Below are 17879 nucleotides of genomic sequence, written 5' to 3'. Positions count from 1 at the left end.
TCAGGCCGCGGGCGAGGGGCTCAGAGCCACTGCCAGTAGGTCATGGCGCAAATTTCGTAGACGACGCAGGCGATCGCGCAGAGGACGATGCCGACACGCGGGAAATCGCCGACCTCGAGCTTGCCGGTGCCGTAGACGACGATGCTCGGCAGGGTGTTGTAGAACATCAGGAGCGGGTAGCCGCCGATGATCATGCCCATCGCCAGCATGGTCTGGCGCATGTCCATGCCGTTCGACTGCACCAGGGCGAGCACGATGGGCAGCAGCGCCGCCGCCATCGACGTCGTCGCCGCGAAGAGCAGGTGCATGAACTGGGCGACGACCATCAGGATCAGCAGCAGGATCATCGGCGAGACGCTGCTGAGGCCGAGAGCGCCGAAGACCGTGGTGGAAATCCACTTCGCCGCGCCGGTCTTGATCAGCACGCTGCCCATCGACAGGCCGCCGCCGCAGACCATGAGGACGCCCCAGTTGACCTCCCTGCTGGCCTCCGCCCAGTGGATCACGCCGAATTTCGGCGCCATCAGCAGGACCACGCCGATCAGGCACGCGGTCGAGGTGTCGATGCCGATGCGGTCGCCGATCGCCCACAGCGTCACGATCAGCAGGAAGACGGCGAGCACCCGCCATTCCGCCGGGGTGACCTTGCCCATCTCGGCGAGGCCCTTGGCGATGAACGCGTCGCCGCCTTCGATGGTCTGCTTTTCAGGCTTGTAGTACCACTGGATGTAGCCCCAGGTCAGGAAGGTCATCACCGCGGCCGGCGGCAGGCCGTAGATCAGCCATTCGAGGTAGCTCGTCGCGGCGTCGGCCTTCGCCATGAAGTCCGCGGTGATCAGGTTGGGCGGGCTCGCGGTGAAGATGCCGGCGCTGATCGTCGCGTTGGTGAACGACAGGGTGAGCAGCAGGTTGATTGCGAACTTGGAGCGTTTCTCCTCGGAGAACAGCCGGATGATGCTGAGGCAGGTGGGCAGCAGCACCAGGGTCCGCGCCGTCGTCGAGGGGACGAAGAACGCGAGGAGGACGTTGGCGACGGTGATGCCGAGCGTGACGTTGAACGCCGTACAGCCGATCTTCTTGAGGATGATGTAGGAGACCCGCTGCCCGAGGCCCGTGGTGACCATCGCCGAGGCGAGAATGAACGCCCCGAGCATCAGGTACACCGACGGCGCGGCGAAACCGGAGAGCGCTTCGCCGACCTTGCCCAGATGGAGGATGACGATGGCCGGAACGATGCCGACGCTGGTCACCGCCAGGGGCACCGCCTCGGTGGTGTAGAGGATGAAGACCGCGGCGAACAGCGCCACCGCCTTCTGCCCGTCGGAGGAGAGGCCGGGGAACGGGCCCATCAATAAAACAATCGCCAGCACTGCGGCAGCCAGGGGGATCCCCAGCGTCTTGCGCGCGGTTTCTATGGACCATGTACGCAATTCATTGTCCTCCCTGTGTCTGCGGGGTTCGCACGGCATATGCCGTGTATGCGGTTTCCGGCGCGATCTGCCGCAGACGGTTCAAAATCAATCGGGAGCCCTCTATCGATGGGGCCGTTACGCAGGCCCCGCAGGTATCCGCCGGTCTCGCCCGATGCGTACGGTCTGCATGCATGGATACGCTTCCGGTGCGTAAAGCGCACGCGTATCTGCATGCGATCGTCTGCTGGGAGAGGAGCCCGGTACCCTGGGAGCCGATCACGGGGAGATGTTGCGGGAAGGGTGTTCTTATGTTCAAATACAAAATTCTACATAGATCATAACTTCAATTTATGTTCTTGCGGCCTGAAATCGGTCGATCTGCAGGGAATCCAGAACCTCGATGAAGCTCTCCGCCAGGTTGGAGAGAGGGCGCTGGCGCATCCGGATCAATCGTGCCGCCATCGGAAAGCGGGGGACGAAGGGGCGGGTCTCCATGCCGAGCTGGCTTGCCGCCAGCACCGCGAAGCCGTCGAGCACGGCGATGCCGAGCCCGGCGTGCGCGAGCGCGCTAGCGATCGCCGATTGCGGCGCCTCCACGGCGACGCGCAGGGGGAGGTTGGCGTCCTCGAAGATGCGCGACACCAGGGAACCCACCGGCAGATGCCGGCGGATGGTGATCAGCGGTTCGTCGGCGAGATCCTGCACGGTGATCTCCTCACGCGCGCAAAGCGGGTGTCCGGGCGGCAGCACGCAGCCGGTATCGATCGCCGGCAACTCCCGTATGATCAGGCGCGAATCGCCGACATGGCCGATGATCAGGCCGAAATCGACGTGGGAATCGACGACGAGGCGCGCCACCTCCTGCGCGGTTTCGCTGCGCAGGTTGATGATCACCTCGGGGTGGTCGCGGCGGAACTGCCGGATCGCCAGGGGAATGATGCTGTGGGCGAGGGTCGGCGTCACCGCCAGGGTGATCTGGCCGATCCGCCCGGCGCGCAGGTCGGCGGCGAGATGGCGCACCACGTCCACCGCCGCGAAGGCGCTGACCGTCTTCGGGAACAGGGCCTGCGCCTCGGCGGTCGGGAAGAGCCGCTTTTTCTGCCGGATGAACAGCTGCAAGCCGAGCTGCTCTTCCGCCTGCTGCAGCATCTTGCTGACGGCAGGCTGGGAGATGCGCAGCGCGGCGGCGGCGGCGGTGACGCTGCCGAGCTCCATCACCTTGCGGAAGACTTCGAGTTCGCGGAGGTTCATTTTTATAACCAAAAGCTATGATCTGTGTAGATTTTTGTATTTGAACATAAGAAGTTGCCTCCCGCAATATCCTGGACGGGAGAATGCGCGGCATTCTTCGCACCCCCTTTCCCCGGGTGCGTTTTCGCCCCCCCGGCCGTTGCGCATTCTCCCGCCTCCCCGTGCCGGCCACGGAAAAAACACAACAATTCAAGGACATCTGAGCGATGGGACAAAAGCGAGGAACACCAGCCGTCGAACCGGGCAAGGATGCGGTCTTTGCCGAACTGATGGGCCTGCGCGGCCGTGGTGTAGCGGACGGCGAGGTCGCGATCCGGGGGAGAGACCCCTTCTTCCGCACGCCGTTCCGCGTCGGCGAGACGGTGGCGGCGACGATCGCGGCCACCGGCGTGGCGGCGAACGACATCTGGGAGATGCGCACCGGCAGGCGCCAGCGCCTCGGCGTCGATCTCCGCCAGGCGGCGGCGCGCCTGCGCACCGTGGACTACAGCCAGGCGCGCGACGCCGGCGGCGCGTTCCGCAACATCCCGATCCCGCAGGTGATGTCGGAGATGCTCAAGGTCACCCAGCCCTGGCGGACGCGGGACGGGCGCTGGGTGCTGCCGCACTTCAACCTGCCCAACCTCAAGGCGCGCGTCCTCGGGGTGCTGAAGTGCGACTATACGCCGGAGTCCGTGCGCGCCGCGGTGTCGCAGTGGAATGCGGACGATCTGGAAGAAGCGATCGCCGCGGTGCATGCCTGCGGCGGCAAGATCCGCACCGCCGAGGAATGGCTGGAACACCCGCAGGGGAAGGTTCTCGCAGCCAAGCCGGTGGTCACGGTCACCCGCATCGGCGACAGTGCGCCCGAGCCGTTTCACCCCGGCGACCGGCCGCTTTCCGGGCTGCGCGTCCTCGACCTCACCCGCGTCCTCGCCGGGCCGGTGGCCGGGCGGAGCCTGGCCGAACACGGCGCCGACGTGCTGATGGTGACCGCGCCCGGACTGCCGCAGACCCCGGAGCACGTGCGCGACACCAGCCACGGCAAGCGCAGCTGCTTCCTCGACTACACCAAGCCCGACGAGGCGGAGCGCCTGTGGGAACTCGCCGAGGGGGCCGACGTCTTCGTCGATGGCTACCGCCGCGGGCGGCTCGCCGCGCACGGCTTCGGCATGGAAGAGCTGATGAAGCGCCGCCCCGGCCTGATCTGCGTCAACGTTTCCTGCTTCGGTTCGGAAGGGCCTCTCGCCCAGCGGGCGGGCTGGGAACAGGTCGCCCAGGTGATGACCGGCGTCTGCCACGCCAACGGCATGCTGACCGGCGCGGGGCAGCCCAAGCTGGTGTTCGCGCCGCTCTGCGACTACACGACCGGCTTCCTCGCCGCCTACGGCACGATGCTGGCCCTTGCCCGCCGCGCGCGCGAGGGCGGCAGCTACTACGTCGAGACGACGCTCTGCCAGGCCGCGATGCTGGTGCTGCGCCAGGGCTTCGTCGAGGACTTCTCCGCCGCGCCGGAACGGCTGACCGAGGCGGAGATCGCGGCAAGCTACGTGCTCGAACCCGGCACCGCCTACGGCGACCTGCGCACCCTCGGCCCCGCCCTCGAAATGTCGGAGACGCCGTGCAACTGGCCGCACCCGACGCCGAAACTCGGCGGCGACAGCCCGGCCTGGATGCCGCGCTGAGGCGGGGGCGTTCCCCGGATGCGTCCCACCCTGCCGCATCCGGTTCCGGCCGTCGGCCTTCGTTCCGGCGGCCCCTACCCGGGCGCGTTGCTCTCCCTTCGCGACCGGCCACCGGACACTTCGGACAGCGGTGTCCGGTGGAGGCCTTTTGCGGGGTTCATGCGTGATCTGGTGAGGCGGACCATGAAGATCGTCGAATTGCGTGGCTATCAGGTCGGGTACACCCCGGCCGAACCGTTGGGCAACGCCTCCGGGTTCATCCGGCGGCGCGGGTTCTTTCTCGTCGAGGCGGTGACGGCAAGCGGCCTCTCCGGCTGGGGCGAAGTGTTCTCCTCGCCGTATGCGGCCGGGGCTTTTCTGCGGCATACCCTGGCGCCGCTGGTGCTCGGCGAATCGGTGTTCGACTACGGACGCCTGTGGCACAGGATGACCGCCGCCCTGGGCTACGACCGGCGCGGCGCCGGGATGATGGCGGTCTCGGCGCTCGACATGGCGCTGCACGACGCCGCCGCGCGCGAGCGGGGGCTGAGCGTCGCCGCGATGCTCGGCGGCGCCCTGCGGCAGCGCCTGCCCGCCTACGCCAGCGGCCCGTTCCTCGCCCCCGGCGGCGACCCCTACCGCGACTATCCGCGGCACGTCGAGGCCTACCTGCGGCGGGGCTTCCGCGGCATCAAGCCGCGCGCCGGGGTGACCCCCCGCGCCGACGGCGCGATGACCGCGGCGCTGCGCCGCCAGGCGGGGGACGACGCGGCCCTGATGATCGATTTCAACCGCGGCTGCACCCTCGGCTCGGCGCTCGCCTCGGCGCGCCGGATGGCGGAGGCGGACCTGCTGTGGATGGAAGAGCCGCTCTCCCCCGAGGCGATCCCCGGCTACCGCGAGATCGCGCGCGCCGCGGTGATGCCGGTCGCGGGCGGCGAGGCGCTCGCCGGCGTCGCGGCGTTCCGCGAGGTTCTTGCCGCGGGAATCTTCGCGATCCTCCAGCCGGATCTCTCGGTCTGCGGCGGATATACCGGCTTTGCGCGCGTCGCGGCGCTCGCCGCGGCCTACGACCTGCCGGTGATGCCGCATGTCTTCGGCACGGCGGTGAATTTCCACGCCTCTCTGCAGATGGCGGCGCTGCTGCCCGGCGCGCACAGCGGCTGGGCCGCGCCGTACCCGTTCATCGAGGTGGATGCGACCGACAACCCGCTGCTGCGGCTCTGCGGCGAAGCGGCCATTGCCGCCGACGGCACGATCGCCATTCCGGACGCGCCGGGAACCGGGCTCGACCTGCACCGCGAGCGGCTGCTGCCCTGGACGGAGGAGAGCTGGTGCGTGACGGCCTGAACGGCGGCACGCCACCTCTCGACATCGGCGGCCGACGGGCGGATGATCGTGCCCGGATGAGGAGTTCTTCAGGAGGCGCGGATGAAGGTGATGGCGTTCAACGGCAGCCCGCGCAAGGACTGGAACACCGCGACGCTGCTCGGCAAGGTGCTGGAAGGCGCGGCGGCGCGGGGGGCGGAGGTGGAGATGATCCACCTCTACGATCTCGCCTTCACCGGCTGCACCAGCTGCTTCGCCTGCAAGACCAAGGGCGGTAAGAGCTACGCCCGCTGCGCTGCGCGCGACGGCCTCACCCCGGTGCTCGCCCGCGCCGCGCAGGCCGACGCCCTGGTCCTCGGCTCGCCGGTCTATCTCGCCTGCGTCACCGGCGAGATGAAGTCGTTCATGGAGCGCCTGCTCTTTCCCTATCTCGCCTACGACAAGGCACGCTCCTCGCTGTTTCCGGGGAAGGTGCGCGCCGCCTTCGTCTACACCATGAACGTCACCGAGGCGGAGATGAAGGAGCGCGGCTATACCGTGCACATCGACTCCAACGCGCGCTTCCTGGAACGGGTGTTCGGCAACTGCGAAATCCTGACCGCCTGCGATACCTGGCAGTTCGCGGACTACGGCCGCGTCGTCTCCGACTACTTCGACACCGGCCGCAAAATCCGCTCCCGGCAGGAAACCTTCCCCGCCGACTGCGCCGCCGCGGCTCGCCTCGGCGAACGCCTCGTCTCCGCGTGAAGGCAGAAACTGCGCGGGGGGCCTCAGGCCCCCCGCAAAGTTTCGGTTTTCCCCGCGCCGCCAAGGGGGCCCGGCGGTCTTGCTCTTTCGCCGCCGCGCCCGGATAATCGCGGACATGCCGCGGCGTTCCGGGTCCGCGCGGGAGGTGCCGCCATGTTTGCCGCGTGTACGCGCCGTCGTTTCGTCGCAGGTCTTCTCGCCGTCGCGCCGCTTGCCGCCTTTCCCGGCTCCGTCCGTGCCGCCGAGGGACCGGCGCTGCGCCGCGGCCTGGTCATCCTGGCGGCTTTTCCGGGATTGAACCGGCCGATCGACAAGGAGTTCGCGGTCGGGCGCTTCCGCCTTCTCGACGGCTACGTGCGCCGCATGTCCTATGGCGCCGTCGGCCTGGAGCACCGCTTCACCGACTGGCTGCAATTGCCCGACGAGATCGGCAGCTATGCGATTTCTCCGGCCAATCTGGAGGTCGATAAATCGCGGGTCTCCCGGCTGGTGCGGGATGCCGTCGATGCGGCCGGGGCCACCGAGGACTTTTCCGCCTACGACCACGTTGCGATCTTCCTGCGGGCGCATTTCCGCGATTACGGCATGGTCGGGCTGTGCGGCTATCCGGGCATGCTCGGCTGGAGCGCGGGGGATGTGCTCAAGACCCGCCAGGGACAGGTGATTCCGGGCGGCGCGGCGATCTTCACCTCGTCGGCGCACCTGGGCACGCTGTTCCACGATTGCGCCCACATCTGGGGCGGCGTGAAGAACGGCAAGCGCGTGCTGCCCTGCCTCTACGACCACGATCTCCAGGCGCAGCACCCGACGCGCGATGCCGGTTGGGCGGAAGCGCTGATCAACATGGGGTTCTGGGACCCGATGTCGTGCCACTTCATCGCGTACAGGCGGCCGCCGCCGGGAATTTCCTCCTGGACCAAGTTGCGGCTGGGGTGGCTTCCCCCCGGCAAGGTCCGGGAGGTCGCCGCGGGGCAGTCGGCGGAGATTCTGCTCGGGCCGCTGGAGGATGCCGCTTCGGAGACCTTGGCCATCCGCCTGCCGTTGAGCGAAAGACGCTACGTGCTGATCGAGAACCGGCAGCCGATCGGGCTGTTCGACCAGGAGTTGCCCGGTCACGGCGTGCTGATCATGAAGGCGGACGACAACGTGTCGGAGTGCCGGCACGGGTGGTCCCCGGTCAAGCTGGTCGATGCCGACCCGGCGCAGAAATACCTGAACGGCGCGGCCTTCAGCCTCCCCGGCCGCGACAGTTACGCCGATGCGGAGAACGGCTTCGAGATCAAGCTGGTGGAAAAGGCGGGCATGTCCTACCGCCTGCGCATCACCCGCCGCGCGGGAGAAAACACGTCGGGGGGGGTGCGGGGGGCCTGAGGTCCCCCGCGAAGGTTCGGGTTTTCCCCTACTCCGCCAGGGGCTCCCAGCGGTAGCCCGCGCCTGCGGCGCGCACGTGGCCGATGCCGGGGAAGGCGATATGGGTGCCCGCCACCAGATAGCCCCGTGCCGCGGCGTCGGCGAGGAAGGCCTTGCGGGTTTCCCGCGCCTCCGCCTTGTCGATGTCGAAGTTCACCGAGACGTTGGGGTTGACGAACTGTAGCGCCTGCACGTGGACGATGTCGGCCCACATCAGCAGGCGCCGGCCCGCGCTTTCGATCATATAGCCGGTATGGCCCGGGGTGTGGCCATAGGCGGGCGACGACGCGATGCCGGGGAGGATGGCCGCCGCGCCGTCGAACAGGGTGACGCGGCCCGCCGCCTGGTAGGGCGCGAGCGCGGCCTTGGCCTTTTGCGCGCCTGCGTTGTCCGCGGCGAGCCAGTAGGCGGTTTCCCGCCGGTTGACGTAGACCTGCGCCTGGGGGAAGGCTGCCTTGCCGCCTTCCAGCAGGCCGCCGATGTGGTCGCCGTGCAGGTGGGTGAGCAGCACCGCGCCGATGCGCTCCGGCGCATATCCGGCGGCGCGCAGGCGGGCGAGCGTCTTGCCCGCCGGGTCGCCGAGGCCGGTGTCGATCAGCACCGTCTGTTTGCCGGTATCCACCAGGAAGGCGGCGACGGGCAGCGGCGAGGGGTCGGGCGCGGCGGCCGCGCCCGGCGTTCCGGCCAGTTCTCCGGGGTTGGCGATCAGTCCGGCGAGCGGCCGGGAGTTCAAGGCGTCCTGCAACGCGACGATGGTGAAGTCGCCCAGTTTCATTTTGTGGACTCCTGCCGGCGGTTCGGCGGCTTGCGCCGGGGCGGTGAGAAACATCGTCGCAACCATGGCGACAAGGGGGGAGATCGCGCGCATCGATGGCCTCCTCGGGGTGTCGGATGACTTGACGTGTGGTCGGCGGGCGGCGGCGTCAACGGCGGGCAGGCGTTGCCCCGAAAAAATTCAGGGCAATCAGCCGTGTAGAGTGCAGCTTAGGGAAACTTGTTGATCTTGCGCCGATCCGGCGGCACACTGCGGATCAAGCTGTTGAGGGACAGACGGACGTGCGAGTTTCCACCCTGCGTTTGTGCGCCGCTTTTTATGTCGCGTTGGCCGCCCCGGCCATCGCCGCGCCGGCCTGTCTTACTCTCGAGGAGGCGAGCGCCGTCCAGGTGCGGCAGTTCCACACCCGCCTGCAGGTGGCGGCGCTGAAGTGCAGCGACCCCGGCTGGGGCCTGCGCGACCGCTACAACGCCTATGTGACGCAGTTCGGCGGCAGCCTCTCGGCCAATGCCAAGGCGTTGCGCGCGGCGTTGAGCCGCACCGGCGTGGCGCGCTCCGACGCGCAGTTCGACCGCTTCATCACCCGCATCGCCAACCGCGCCTCCGGCGAGGCGGAGAACACCGCCGACTACTGCACGGAGCACCGCGACATGCTCGACGCCATGCTGTCCGGCGCGCCCTCGGCGCTCGGCGTCTTCGCCGCGGCGCACGAGCCGCCGGTGTCCGGCCCCGGGCTGTGCGTCGTGGTGCCGGAGATCCAGTCCGCCGCCGTGCCGCGCCGCCGCGCCGAAATCCCGCGCTGAATTCCCCCAACGAAAAAGGCCCCGCCGGAGAGCGGGGCCTTTTCGTATCTGCTGCCGCGCTTACGGCAGGACGATCTCGACGCGGCGGTTCTGCGGCTCGCGCACGCCGTCCGGAGTCGCCACCAGCGGCGCGCTTTCGCCCTTGGCGGCGACGGCGATCTCGGCGGCGGGCACGCCCAGGCGCACCAGGGCGGCCCTCACCGCATCGGCGCGGCGCTTCGACAGCTTCATGTTGTAGGCTTCGGTGCCGGCGCGGTCGGCATGGCCGGTGAGGTCGATGCGCGGCTTCTTGCCGTTCTTGAAGGCGACGGCGGCCTTGTTGAGGATGGTCTGCGCCTCGGGGGTGAGGACCGCCTTGTCGAAGTCGAAGAACACCATGAAGTTCTGCACCACCGGGGCCGGAGCCGGGGCGGCGGTCTTGGCCGGGGCCGGGGTGGCCGCGGCGACGGCGGCGGCCTGCGGCGCGCCGAAGCGGTAGGTCAGGCCGATCAGCACTTCGTGGCTCTTGTATTCGGTGTCGCCGCCGACGCCGCTGCCGCTCATCGACACGTCGCCGTCGAGGGTGGCGAAGTAGCGGTACTGGCCCTTCAGGGTCCAGTTCGCATCGATGTCGTAGCCGACACCGGCGAAGCCCTGGTAGGCGAAGCGCCAGTCCTCGCCCGAGTAGACGCGCGCGCCGTCGCTGTCGGTCACCGGGTTGATGTCCACATAGGCCGGGCCGATGCCCGCGCCGAGGAAGGGATGCAGCGCGCCGGTGGCGTTGAAGTCGTAGATCGCGTTGCCCATCAGGCTGTAGACGGTGGTGGAGCCGGAGGCGCCGTTGCGGCCGGAGGCGGTGGCGCGGTTCTTCAGTTTGTCGATGTCGTTGGTGCGCGCGCCGAACTCGCCTTCGAGCTTGAGACCGCCGAAGTCGTAGCCGAACTGGGCGAGGCCGACCGGCCCGACCTGGTGATCGGCCTTGTAATGGGTACCGTTGTTGAAATCGACCTTCTGGTCAGGCAGCCACGACGCGCCGAGATCGGCGCCGGCATACCACTCCGCGTGGGCGGCGGCGGGAAGCCCCAGCGCCAGGCCCGTGGCAACGATCATCGACAAGGAACGCATGATGCAGTGTCTCCAGGGTTGGATGTTTCCCCATGAAGTTATGCCGTTGCCGCCGCAGCGCAAGCGTTTGTCGCAAGAATGCGTGCGGATGGTCGGCGGGCGTGGCGCGGACGCCATAGCGGGGAATCCGGGCAAGAGAAAACCCGCGGCTTTAGGCGGCGGGTTTTCATGGTGGAGCCGAGGGGAATCGAACCCCTGACCTCTTGAATGCCATTCAAGCGCTCTCCCAACTGAGCTACGGCCCCGTCTCCGGGATCCGCCGGAACTCCGGCGGACATGGGAGGCGCAAGCTAGCCCGAGATTCGGTCCGCCGCAACAAAAAAAAGCGGGCCTTCCGGGCAAAAACCGCGCGCGGAGGCTCAGTCCTCCTCGCCGGGGGCGAGGTGCTCCATCATCTCCGACATGTCGTCGTCCTCGGCGAGATCGGAGGCGTCCTCCATCAGCGCGTCGTCCACGTCGTCGTCCTCGACCTCGACCTCGACTTCGACGTCCACGTCGTCGAGCGCGTCGTCGTCCGCCGCGACCACCGCCGTCTTGGCCTTGGTCGTCACCGCCGCCGCCACCGCCGCGTGGGCCACGGCGGGCTTCTTCATGCCGCGCCGCGCCTTGGAAACCGCATCCGGCGCGTTCTCGCTGCCGCATTTCGGGCAGACGATCGGCGTGCGTTGCATGTCATAGAACCGCGTGCCGCAGTTCAGGCAGGTTCGCTTGCTTCCCCATTCCGGCTTCGTCACGGATAGACCTCCTTCCCCGACACGATTCCGTCGGCGACCGTTCCGCCCCGCTTGCGGCGAATCCGGTGCCGGGAACGCGCATTTGCCATGAAGCGACTGTCCTGTCAAAGCGATTCATCTGTGCGGCGGCGTGCGCCGCCTGAAATCCCCCATAACATGGAAGCCGCCGCGTGCAAACCGGCTTCGCGCGGGGAAGAGTCTGGAAGCGGGGGCGGCAAGTGTGATACGACGGCGGACGAGCCCCGACCATCGCTGCGAGACCGCGCATGAGCACCGAGTCCACCACTTCTTCCCGCGATCTTCCGCTTCCGGCGGCGGCGCGCCGCGCGGCGCGGCTCGCCGGTTCGGCGCGGGTGCCGGGCGACAAGTCGATCTCCCACCGCGCGCTGATGTTCGGCGCGCTGGCGGTGGGGGAAAGCCGGATCACCGGCCTGCTCGAAGGCGAGGACGTGCTGCGCACCGCCGCGGCGATGCGCGCCATGGGGGCGAGCCTCGAACGCAGCGACGCAGGCGTGTGGACGGTGCGCGGAGTCGGCATCGGCGGCCTCGCCGAACCGGCGGACGTGCTCGACATGGGCAATGCGGGCACCGGCGCGCGGCTGCTCATGGGCCTGGTGGCGACCCACCCGATCACCGCGGTGTTCACCGGCGACGCCAGCCTGCGCAGCCGTCCGATGGCCCGCGTGATCGCGCCGCTTTCGCAATTCGGGGCGGAGTTCCTGGGGCGCGAGGGCGGCCGCCTGCCGCTTGCGGTGCGCGGCAACGCCGCGCCGACGCCGGTGACCTATACCCTGCCGGTGGCCAGCGCGCAGGTGAAGTCGGCGGTGCTGCTGGCGGGGCTCAACACGCCGGGCGTCACCACGGTGATCGAGCCGGTGGCCACCCGCGACCACACCGAGCGCCTGCTCACCGGCTTCGGCGCGGACATCGCGGTGTCCATCGCCGCCGACGGCGTGCGCACCGTCCGCCTCACCGGCCAGCCGGAGCTGCGCCCCTGCGACGTGATGGTGCCCGCCGATGCGTCGTCCGCCGCGTTTCCCGCAGTGGCGGCGCTGCTGCTGCCGGGTTCCGAGATTCTGCTGCCCGGCGTCGGCACCAACCCCCTGCGCTTCGGCCTGTTCCAGACCCTGCGCGAGATGGGCGCGGACATCGCGCTGGAGAACCAGCGCGCCGCGGCGGGCGAGCCGGTGGCCGACCTTCGCGTGCGCGCCTCCGCGCTCAAGGGGGTGGACGTGCCCGCCGCCCGCGCGCCGAGCATGATCGACGAATACCCCGTCCTCGCCGTGGCTGCGGCGTGCGCGGAGGGGAGCACGCGGATGCGCGGCCTCGCCGAACTGCGGGTGAAGGAGAGCGACCGCTTCACCGCGATCCTCTCCGGGCTTGCCGCCTGCGGCGCGGCGGTGGAGGCCGACGGCGACGACATTCTGGTGCACGGCGCGGGGCGGCCGCCCGCGGGCGGCGCGACGATTGCGGCCAACCTCGACCACCGCATCGCCATGGCCTTCCTGGTGCTCGGCACGGTGAGCGAGAAGCCGGTGGCGATCGACGACATCCGTTCGGTGGACACCAGCTTCCCGGGCTTCGTGCCCTTGATGAACGGGCTGGGGGCGGATATCGGATGATCGTCGCCATCGACGGACCGGCGGGCGCCGGCAAGGGCACGCTGGCGCGCCGCCTCGCGCGGGAATTCAACCTCGCCTATCTCGACACCGGGGCGCTCTACCGCGCCGTCGGGGTGCGGGTGCTGGAGATGGGCGCGGACCCGGCGGATCCGGCCTCCGCGGCGCACGCGGCGCGCACCCTGGACCCGTCGAGTCTCGAGTCGGCGCGTCTGCGCGACGAGGACGCGGGCGACGCCGCCTCCAAGGTGGCGGCGGTCCCCGAGGTGCGCGCCGCGCTTCTCGAATTCCAGCGCGGCTTCGCCAAGGCCCCGCCAAGTCCCTGCACCGGCGCGGTTTTGGACGGCCGCGACATCGGCACCGTGGTCTGCCCGCACGCCGATCTCAAGCTCTACGTCACCGCCTCGGCGGAGGAACGGGCGCGGCGGCGGACCTTGGAGTTGCAGGAGAAGGGCTTCGACGCTATACAGGAGCGCGTTCTCGCGGACATCATCGCCCGCGACGAGCGTGACCGCGACCGGACGGCGGCGCCCCTTGCCGAGGCGAGGGATGCGTTCGTCCTGGACACCACGGAGATGGATGCGGATACGGTCTTCGGGCTGGCCGCCGCCCTCTTCCGCTCCAGGGCCGACCAACTCGCGGAAACAGAGCCGGAGAAATCCGGCAAACCGGATCGCCCGTGACGCGGAGAAAACCCGCGGCCGCGGCGGTTTTTGTGCAACCCGGTCGCCATAGCGGCAAGACCACCGGAAAAACCGGTTGGCCCGAAAGCGACACGAGAAAAGGAAACCCTTCGGCATGACCGAAACCGGTACCATCCCGGGCGCGAACGAAGATTTCGCCGCCCTCCTGGAACAATCGTTCGCCGTCAATGCGAACCTCGAAGGTTCCGTCCTCACCGGACACATCGTCAGCATCAACAACGATTTCGCCCTCGTCGATGTCGGACTGAAGTCCGAGGGCCGCGTGCCTCTGAAGGAATTCGGCCACAGGGCCGAGATCAAGCTCGGCGACACCGTCGAAGTGTTCGTCGATCGCTACGAGGACCGCGACGGCCTCGTCGTGCTGTCGCGCGAGAAGGCGCGCCGCGAAGAGTCCTGGAACGAGCTGGAGAAGGCCTTCGAAGGCAACCAGCGCGTCAACGGCGTGATCTTCGGCCGCGTCAAGGGCGGCTTCACCGTCGATCTTTCCGGCGCGGTGGCGTTCCTGCCGGGCAGCCAGGTGGACATCCGCCCGGTGCGCGACATCGGGCCGCTGATGGGCCAGCCGCAGCCGTTCCAGATTCTCAAGATGGACCGCACCCGCGGCAACATCGTGGTGTCCCGCCGCGCGGTCCTCGAAGAGACCCGCGCCGAGCAGCGCTCCGAGTTGATCGAAAACCTCAAGGAAGGCCAGATCCTCGACGGCGTGGTCAAGAACATCACCGACTACGGCGCGTTCGTCGATCTCGGCGGCGTTGACGGCCTGCTGCACGTCACCGACATCGCCTGGAAGCGCATCAACCACCCGGCCGAGGCGCTTTCCATCGGCCAGACGATCAAGGTGCAGGTGATCCGCTTCAACTCCGAAACCCAGCGCATCAGCCTCGGCATGAAGCAGCTCGAAGCCGACCCGTGGTCGGGCGTCGAGGCGAAGTACCCGGTCGGCACCAAGTTCACCGGCCGCGTCACCAACATCACCGACTACGGCGCCTTCGTCGAGCTGGAGCCCGGCGTCGAGGGCCTGGTGCACGTTTCCGAGATGTCCTGGACCAAGAAGAACATCCACCCCGGCAAGATCGTTTCGACCAGCCAGGAAGTGGAAGTCATGGTGCTCGACGTCGATCCCAACAAGCGCCGCATCAGCCTCGGCCTCAAGCAGTGCCTGTCCAACCCGTGGACCGACTTCCTCGCCAACCACCCGGTGGGTTCGAGCCTCGAAGGCGAGATCAAGAACATCACCGAGTTCGGCATGTTCGTCGGCCTGCCGGGCGAGATCGACGGCATGGTGCACCTCTCCGACATCTCCTGGGAGATGAGCGGCGAGGAAGCCGTGAAGTCCTTCAAGAAGGGCGACATGGTCACCGCCAAGATCCTCGACGTCGATGTGGACAAGGAGCGCATCAGCCTCGGTCTGAAGCAGCTCACCAACGATCCCTTCGAGAACGCCACCAAGGGCCTGAAGAAGGGCGCGGTGATGACCTGCGTGGTCACTCAGGTGACCGATGCCGGTCTCGAGGTTTCGGCCGCCGAGGGCGGCGCCACCGGCTTCATCCGCAAGGCCGACCTGTCGCGCGAGCGTTCCGAGCAGCGCGTCGAGCGCTTCGCCGTCGGCGAGAAGATCGACGCCAAGATCATCCAGATCGACGCCAAGAGCCGCAAGCTCACCCTCTCGGTGAAGGCGCGCGAGATGGACGAGGAAAAGCAGGCGATGGCGGAATACGGTTCGACCGATTCCGGCGCGTCGCTGGGCGATATCCTGGGCGCGGCGCTGCGCCAGGCGCAGGACGAGAAGGCGAATTCCTGACCGGTTTTTCCGGAATTTGCGAAACGCCGCCCCATCGGGGCGGCGTTTTTGCGTTTTCGATTATGAAAAAGGCTTGCCCCTGAGAGGCTTAACCTTGAAGCAGGGGTTGAAATCTGGCAGTCTCGAAAACACGTATCGACAGGATTGCTGTTTCGGTTTCTCCGGGTGCGCCGGTTTTCCGCCCGAGGGATTCCCTGGCTTCGGCATGCACCATGGGCGGACGTCCCGCCTCTATCGAAGGGGATTGCACGCTATGACTAAGTCTGAGCTGATCGCGCGCCTGGCCGAACGCAACCCGCACCTCTACCAGCGGGATGTGGAACGGATCGTCGCCACCATTTTCGAGGAAATCACCCTGGCTCTGGCGCGCGGCGACCGGGTCGAGCTGCGCGGCTTCGGCGCGTTCTCGACCAAGACCCGCGACGCGCGCACCGGCCGCAACCCGCGCACCGGCGATGCGGTGCGGGTCGGCTCCAAGGTGGTGCCCTACTTCAAGACCGGCAAGCAACTGCGCGATCTGATCAACGGCGAGGCTTCCGCCTAGGCCGATCTGCCGCCGCGCCGGGGTTCCGGCGCGGCCTTTCTTCCCGCGTCTTCACCAAGGGCCCACGACCGTGCGCATTCTCACCTGGATCATCGGACTCCCCCTCGCCGCCGTGGCGGTCGCGTTTGCGGTCGCCAACCGCCAGACGGTGGAGCTCGATCTCTGGCCCCTGCCGATCTCCGTGGGATTGAGCGTCTACCTCGCGGTCCTCGGCGCGCTCGTCGTCGGCCTCATTCTCGGCCTGCTGCTCGGCCGCGCCACCGCGGGCAGCCGCGCCGCCGCCCGGGCGCGCGCCGCGGAGGTCAGGGCCCGCGAGGCGGAGGCGGAATGCGCCCGCCTGCGCGAGCGGACGACGGAGGCTCTGCCGCCTCCCGGCAGCAAGGCCTAGCGGGGCACGGAAAAACCATTGCCCGGCTGCGCTCGGGGTCTTTTCGTCAATCCCGCGTCGCGTTTTCGCAAGATAGTCCCGCTATCTTGCTTCAAATGCTCCTAGCCTTGCCGAAAATCTCTCTTCGCTCGCGCGTGCAAGCTTTTTTCCGTACCCCGCTAGCGCGAACCGCCGCTTCGCCGTAAAGTACCTCCCCACGCTTCCGGAAAGACCGTGCGCATGAGCAGCAATCCCGTCTTTTGTGCCATCGACACCCCCGACCTCGCGCAGGCGAGCCGCCTCGCCGCACAGATCGCCGCGCACGTCGGCGGGCTCAAGCTCGGCCTCGAATTCTTCTGCGCCAACGGGCCGGAAGGGGTGCGCCAGGTCGCCCGCGCCTCGGGCAAGGAGATCTTCCTCGACCTCAAACTGCACGACATCCCCAACACCGTGGCCTCCGCCGTGGTCGCGGTGATGCCGCTGCGCCCGCGCTACCTCACCGTGCACGCCGCGGGCGGGCTCTCCATGCTCAAGGCGGCGCGCGAGGCGGCCTGCGAAGCCGCCGACAAGGTGGACGCCGCGCCGCCCAAGCTGATCGGCGTCACCGTGCTCACCAGTTTCGATCAGGCGGACCTCGCCCGCGTCGGCGTGCCGGGCGCGGTGCTCGACCAGGTGCGCCGCTTGGCCGCGATCGCCGCCGAGGCGGGGCTGGACGGCCTGGTCTGCTCGGCGCACGAGGCCAAGCGTCTGAAGGCGGAATTCGGCCGGCTTCTGCGCATCGTGCCGGGCATCCGCCCGCCGTGGGCCGCCGCCCAGGACCAGAAGCGGGTGATGACCCCCGCCGAGGCGCTGGCCGAAGGGGCGGACATCCTGGTGATCGGCCGCCCGATCTGCAAGTCCGCCGACCCTGCCGACGCCGCCTGGCGCATCGCCGCGGACCTCGGCTGCGCCGACGCCCCCTACCGGAGCGCACCGGCATGAGCGCGCTGGTCAAGATCTGCGGCCTTGCCGAGGTCGATTCCCTCGATGCCGCGGTGGAGGCGGGGGCGGACTTCGTCGGCTTCGTCTTCCACCCCAAGTCGCCGCGCGCGATCCTGCCCGAGGCCGCGGCCGAACTGGCCGATGCGCTGCCTTCCGAGGTGCGCAAGGTCGGCCTGTTCGTCGATCCCACCGACGACGATCTGGTGGCGGTGCTCGCCCACCTGCGCCTCGACATGCTGCAACTGCACGGCGCGGAAACCCCGGCGCGGGTGGACGCGGTGCGCCTGGAATTCGGCCTGCCGGTGATCAAGGCGGTGGGCATTTCCACCGCCGCCGACGTCGCCGCGGCGCACGCCTACGACGACCACGCCGACTGGCTGTTGTTCGACGCCAAGCCGCCGGTGGATGCCGACCGCCCCGGCGGCCTCGGCCAGCCCTTCCCGTGGGAACTGATGCGCGGCTGGAACGGCGAAACGCCCTGGATGCTCGCGGGCGGCCTGACGCCGGAAAACGTCGCCGCCGCGATTTCCGCCTCGGGCGCGGGCGCGGTGGACGTCTCCTCCGGCGTCGAGCGCGCCGTCGGGGTGAAGGACCCGGCGCGCATCGCCGCCTTCATCAAGGCCGCAAAAAGCGCGGGCGCCGGGCGCTGGTGACG

17 protein-coding genes and 1 tRNA gene are annotated in these 17879 nt (G+C 68.7%); 12 read left to right on the top strand and 6 right to left on the bottom strand.

Annotation, left to right across the window (positions count from 1 at the left end; genetic code table 11):
• Positions 1–20: 20 nt before the first annotated feature.
• Together O7R11_RS11210 and O7R11_RS11205 are read right to left on the bottom strand one after the other, a co-directional pair.
• Positions 21–1469 carry an SLC13 family permease gene (locus tag O7R11_RS11210; protein ID WP_337997608.1) on the bottom strand — a complete coding sequence of 483 codons (1449 nt, stop codon included), beginning with the start codon at positions 1467–1469 and terminating at the stop codon, positions 21–23.
• 291 nt (positions 1470–1760) lie between these two features.
• Entirely contained in the window at positions 1761–2663 is a 903-nt protein-coding gene (locus O7R11_RS11205) for a LysR family transcriptional regulator (protein ID WP_337997607.1), read from the bottom strand.
• Between the two features lie 206 nt (positions 2664–2869).
• Between O7R11_RS11205 and O7R11_RS11200 the strand changes: the two genes are divergently transcribed.
• The 4 genes from O7R11_RS11200 to O7R11_RS11185 all read left to right on the top strand — a co-directional run bounded on the left by O7R11_RS11200 (position 2870) and on the right by O7R11_RS11185 (position 7753).
• Positions 2870–4327, top strand: a complete 1458-nt coding sequence (locus tag O7R11_RS11200; protein ID WP_337997606.1) for a CoA transferase — start codon at positions 2870–2872, stop codon at positions 4325–4327.
• 183 nt (positions 4328–4510) lie between these two features.
• Complete coding sequence (locus O7R11_RS11195) at positions 4511–5656, top strand: mandelate racemase/muconate lactonizing enzyme family protein (protein ID WP_337997605.1); 1146 nt, start codon at positions 4511–4513, stop codon at positions 5654–5656.
• Between the two features lie 81 nt (positions 5657–5737).
• Positions 5738–6382 (top strand): flavodoxin family protein, encoded by a 645-nt coding sequence (locus O7R11_RS11190; protein WP_337997604.1) that lies wholly within the window; start codon positions 5738–5740, stop codon positions 6380–6382.
• 153 nt (positions 6383–6535) lie between these two features.
• Positions 6536–7753, top strand: a complete 1218-nt coding sequence (locus O7R11_RS11185) for a hypothetical protein (RefSeq protein WP_337997603.1) — start codon at positions 6536–6538, stop codon at positions 7751–7753.
• 28 nt (positions 7754–7781) lie between these two features.
• On the opposite strand, the gene O7R11_RS11180 is transcribed toward O7R11_RS11185, so the two are convergent.
• Complete coding sequence (locus tag O7R11_RS11180) at positions 7782–8567, bottom strand: MBL fold metallo-hydrolase (protein WP_337997602.1); 786 nt, start codon at positions 8565–8567, stop codon at positions 7782–7784.
• 281 nt (positions 8568–8848) lie between these two features.
• Between O7R11_RS11180 and O7R11_RS11175 the strand changes: the two genes are divergently transcribed.
• Positions 8849–9370 carry a hypothetical protein gene (locus O7R11_RS11175; RefSeq protein ID WP_337997601.1) on the top strand — a complete coding sequence of 174 codons (522 nt, stop codon included), beginning with the start codon at positions 8849–8851 and terminating at the stop codon, positions 9368–9370.
• Between the two features lie 60 nt (positions 9371–9430).
• Here the strand turns inward: O7R11_RS11175 and O7R11_RS11170 are convergent, their stop codons facing one another.
• The 3 genes from O7R11_RS11170 to O7R11_RS11160 all read right to left on the bottom strand — a co-directional run bounded on the left by O7R11_RS11170 (position 9431) and on the right by O7R11_RS11160 (position 11208).
• A complete protein-coding gene (locus O7R11_RS11170) occupies positions 9431–10474 on the bottom strand; it encodes an OmpA family protein (RefSeq protein ID WP_337997600.1) in 1044 nt (347 codons plus the stop codon).
• Positions 10475–10643: 169 nt separating this feature from the next.
• Positions 10644–10719 (bottom strand) — tRNA-Ala (locus O7R11_RS11165).
• Positions 10720–10833: 114 nt separating this feature from the next.
• Entirely contained in the window at positions 10834–11208 is a 375-nt protein-coding gene (locus O7R11_RS11160) for a TIGR02300 family protein (RefSeq protein ID WP_337997599.1), read from the bottom strand.
• A 266-nt stretch (positions 11209–11474) separates the two neighbouring features.
• On the opposite strand from O7R11_RS11160, the gene aroA reads away from it, so the two are divergent.
• The 7 genes from aroA (at position 11475) to O7R11_RS11125 (ending at position 17877) form a co-directional block, all read left to right on the top strand.
• Positions 11475–12830 carry a 3-phosphoshikimate 1-carboxyvinyltransferase gene (gene aroA, locus O7R11_RS11155; RefSeq protein ID WP_337997598.1) on the top strand — a complete coding sequence of 452 codons (1356 nt, stop codon included), beginning with the start codon at positions 11475–11477 and terminating at the stop codon, positions 12828–12830.
• Positions 12827–13510: a (d)CMP kinase gene (gene cmk, locus O7R11_RS11150; protein WP_337997597.1), complete on the top strand. Its 684-nt coding sequence runs from the start codon at positions 12827–12829 to the stop codon at positions 13508–13510. Before aroA ends, cmk begins: the two co-directional genes overlap by 4 nt.
• 115 nt (positions 13511–13625) lie before the next feature.
• On the top strand, positions 13626–15332 hold the full coding sequence (gene rpsA / locus O7R11_RS11145; protein ID WP_337997596.1) for a 30S ribosomal protein S1: 1707 nt from the start codon (positions 13626–13628) through the stop codon (positions 15330–15332).
• A gap of 253 nt (positions 15333–15585) precedes the next feature.
• The gene (gene ihfB, locus O7R11_RS11140) at positions 15586–15876 is read left to right on the top strand and encodes an integration host factor subunit beta (protein ID WP_337997595.1); all 291 of its coding nucleotides are present in this window, start codon (positions 15586–15588) and stop codon (positions 15874–15876) included.
• A 70-nt stretch (positions 15877–15946) separates the two neighbouring features.
• Positions 15947–16264: a LapA family protein gene (locus O7R11_RS11135; protein WP_337997594.1), complete on the top strand. Its 318-nt coding sequence runs from the start codon at positions 15947–15949 to the stop codon at positions 16262–16264.
• A 219-nt stretch (positions 16265–16483) separates the two neighbouring features.
• Positions 16484–17224: an orotidine-5'-phosphate decarboxylase gene (gene pyrF, locus O7R11_RS11130; RefSeq protein ID WP_337997593.1), complete on the top strand. Its 741-nt coding sequence runs from the start codon at positions 16484–16486 to the stop codon at positions 17222–17224.
• Positions 17221–17877, top strand: a complete 657-nt coding sequence (locus O7R11_RS11125; RefSeq protein WP_337997592.1) for a phosphoribosylanthranilate isomerase — start codon at positions 17221–17223, stop codon at positions 17875–17877. The genes pyrF and O7R11_RS11125 overlap by 4 nt, the downstream gene beginning before the upstream one ends.
• Positions 17878–17879: the final 2 nt, after the last annotated feature.

The sequence above is a fragment of the Oleispirillum naphthae genome (genome assembly GCA_027864655.1).
In the GTDB taxonomy this organism is placed as follows: Bacteria; Pseudomonadota; Alphaproteobacteria; order Rhodospirillales; family Rhodospirillaceae; genus Oleispirillum; species Oleispirillum naphthae.
This window is presented reverse-complemented; position numbering and strand designations above follow the sequence as displayed.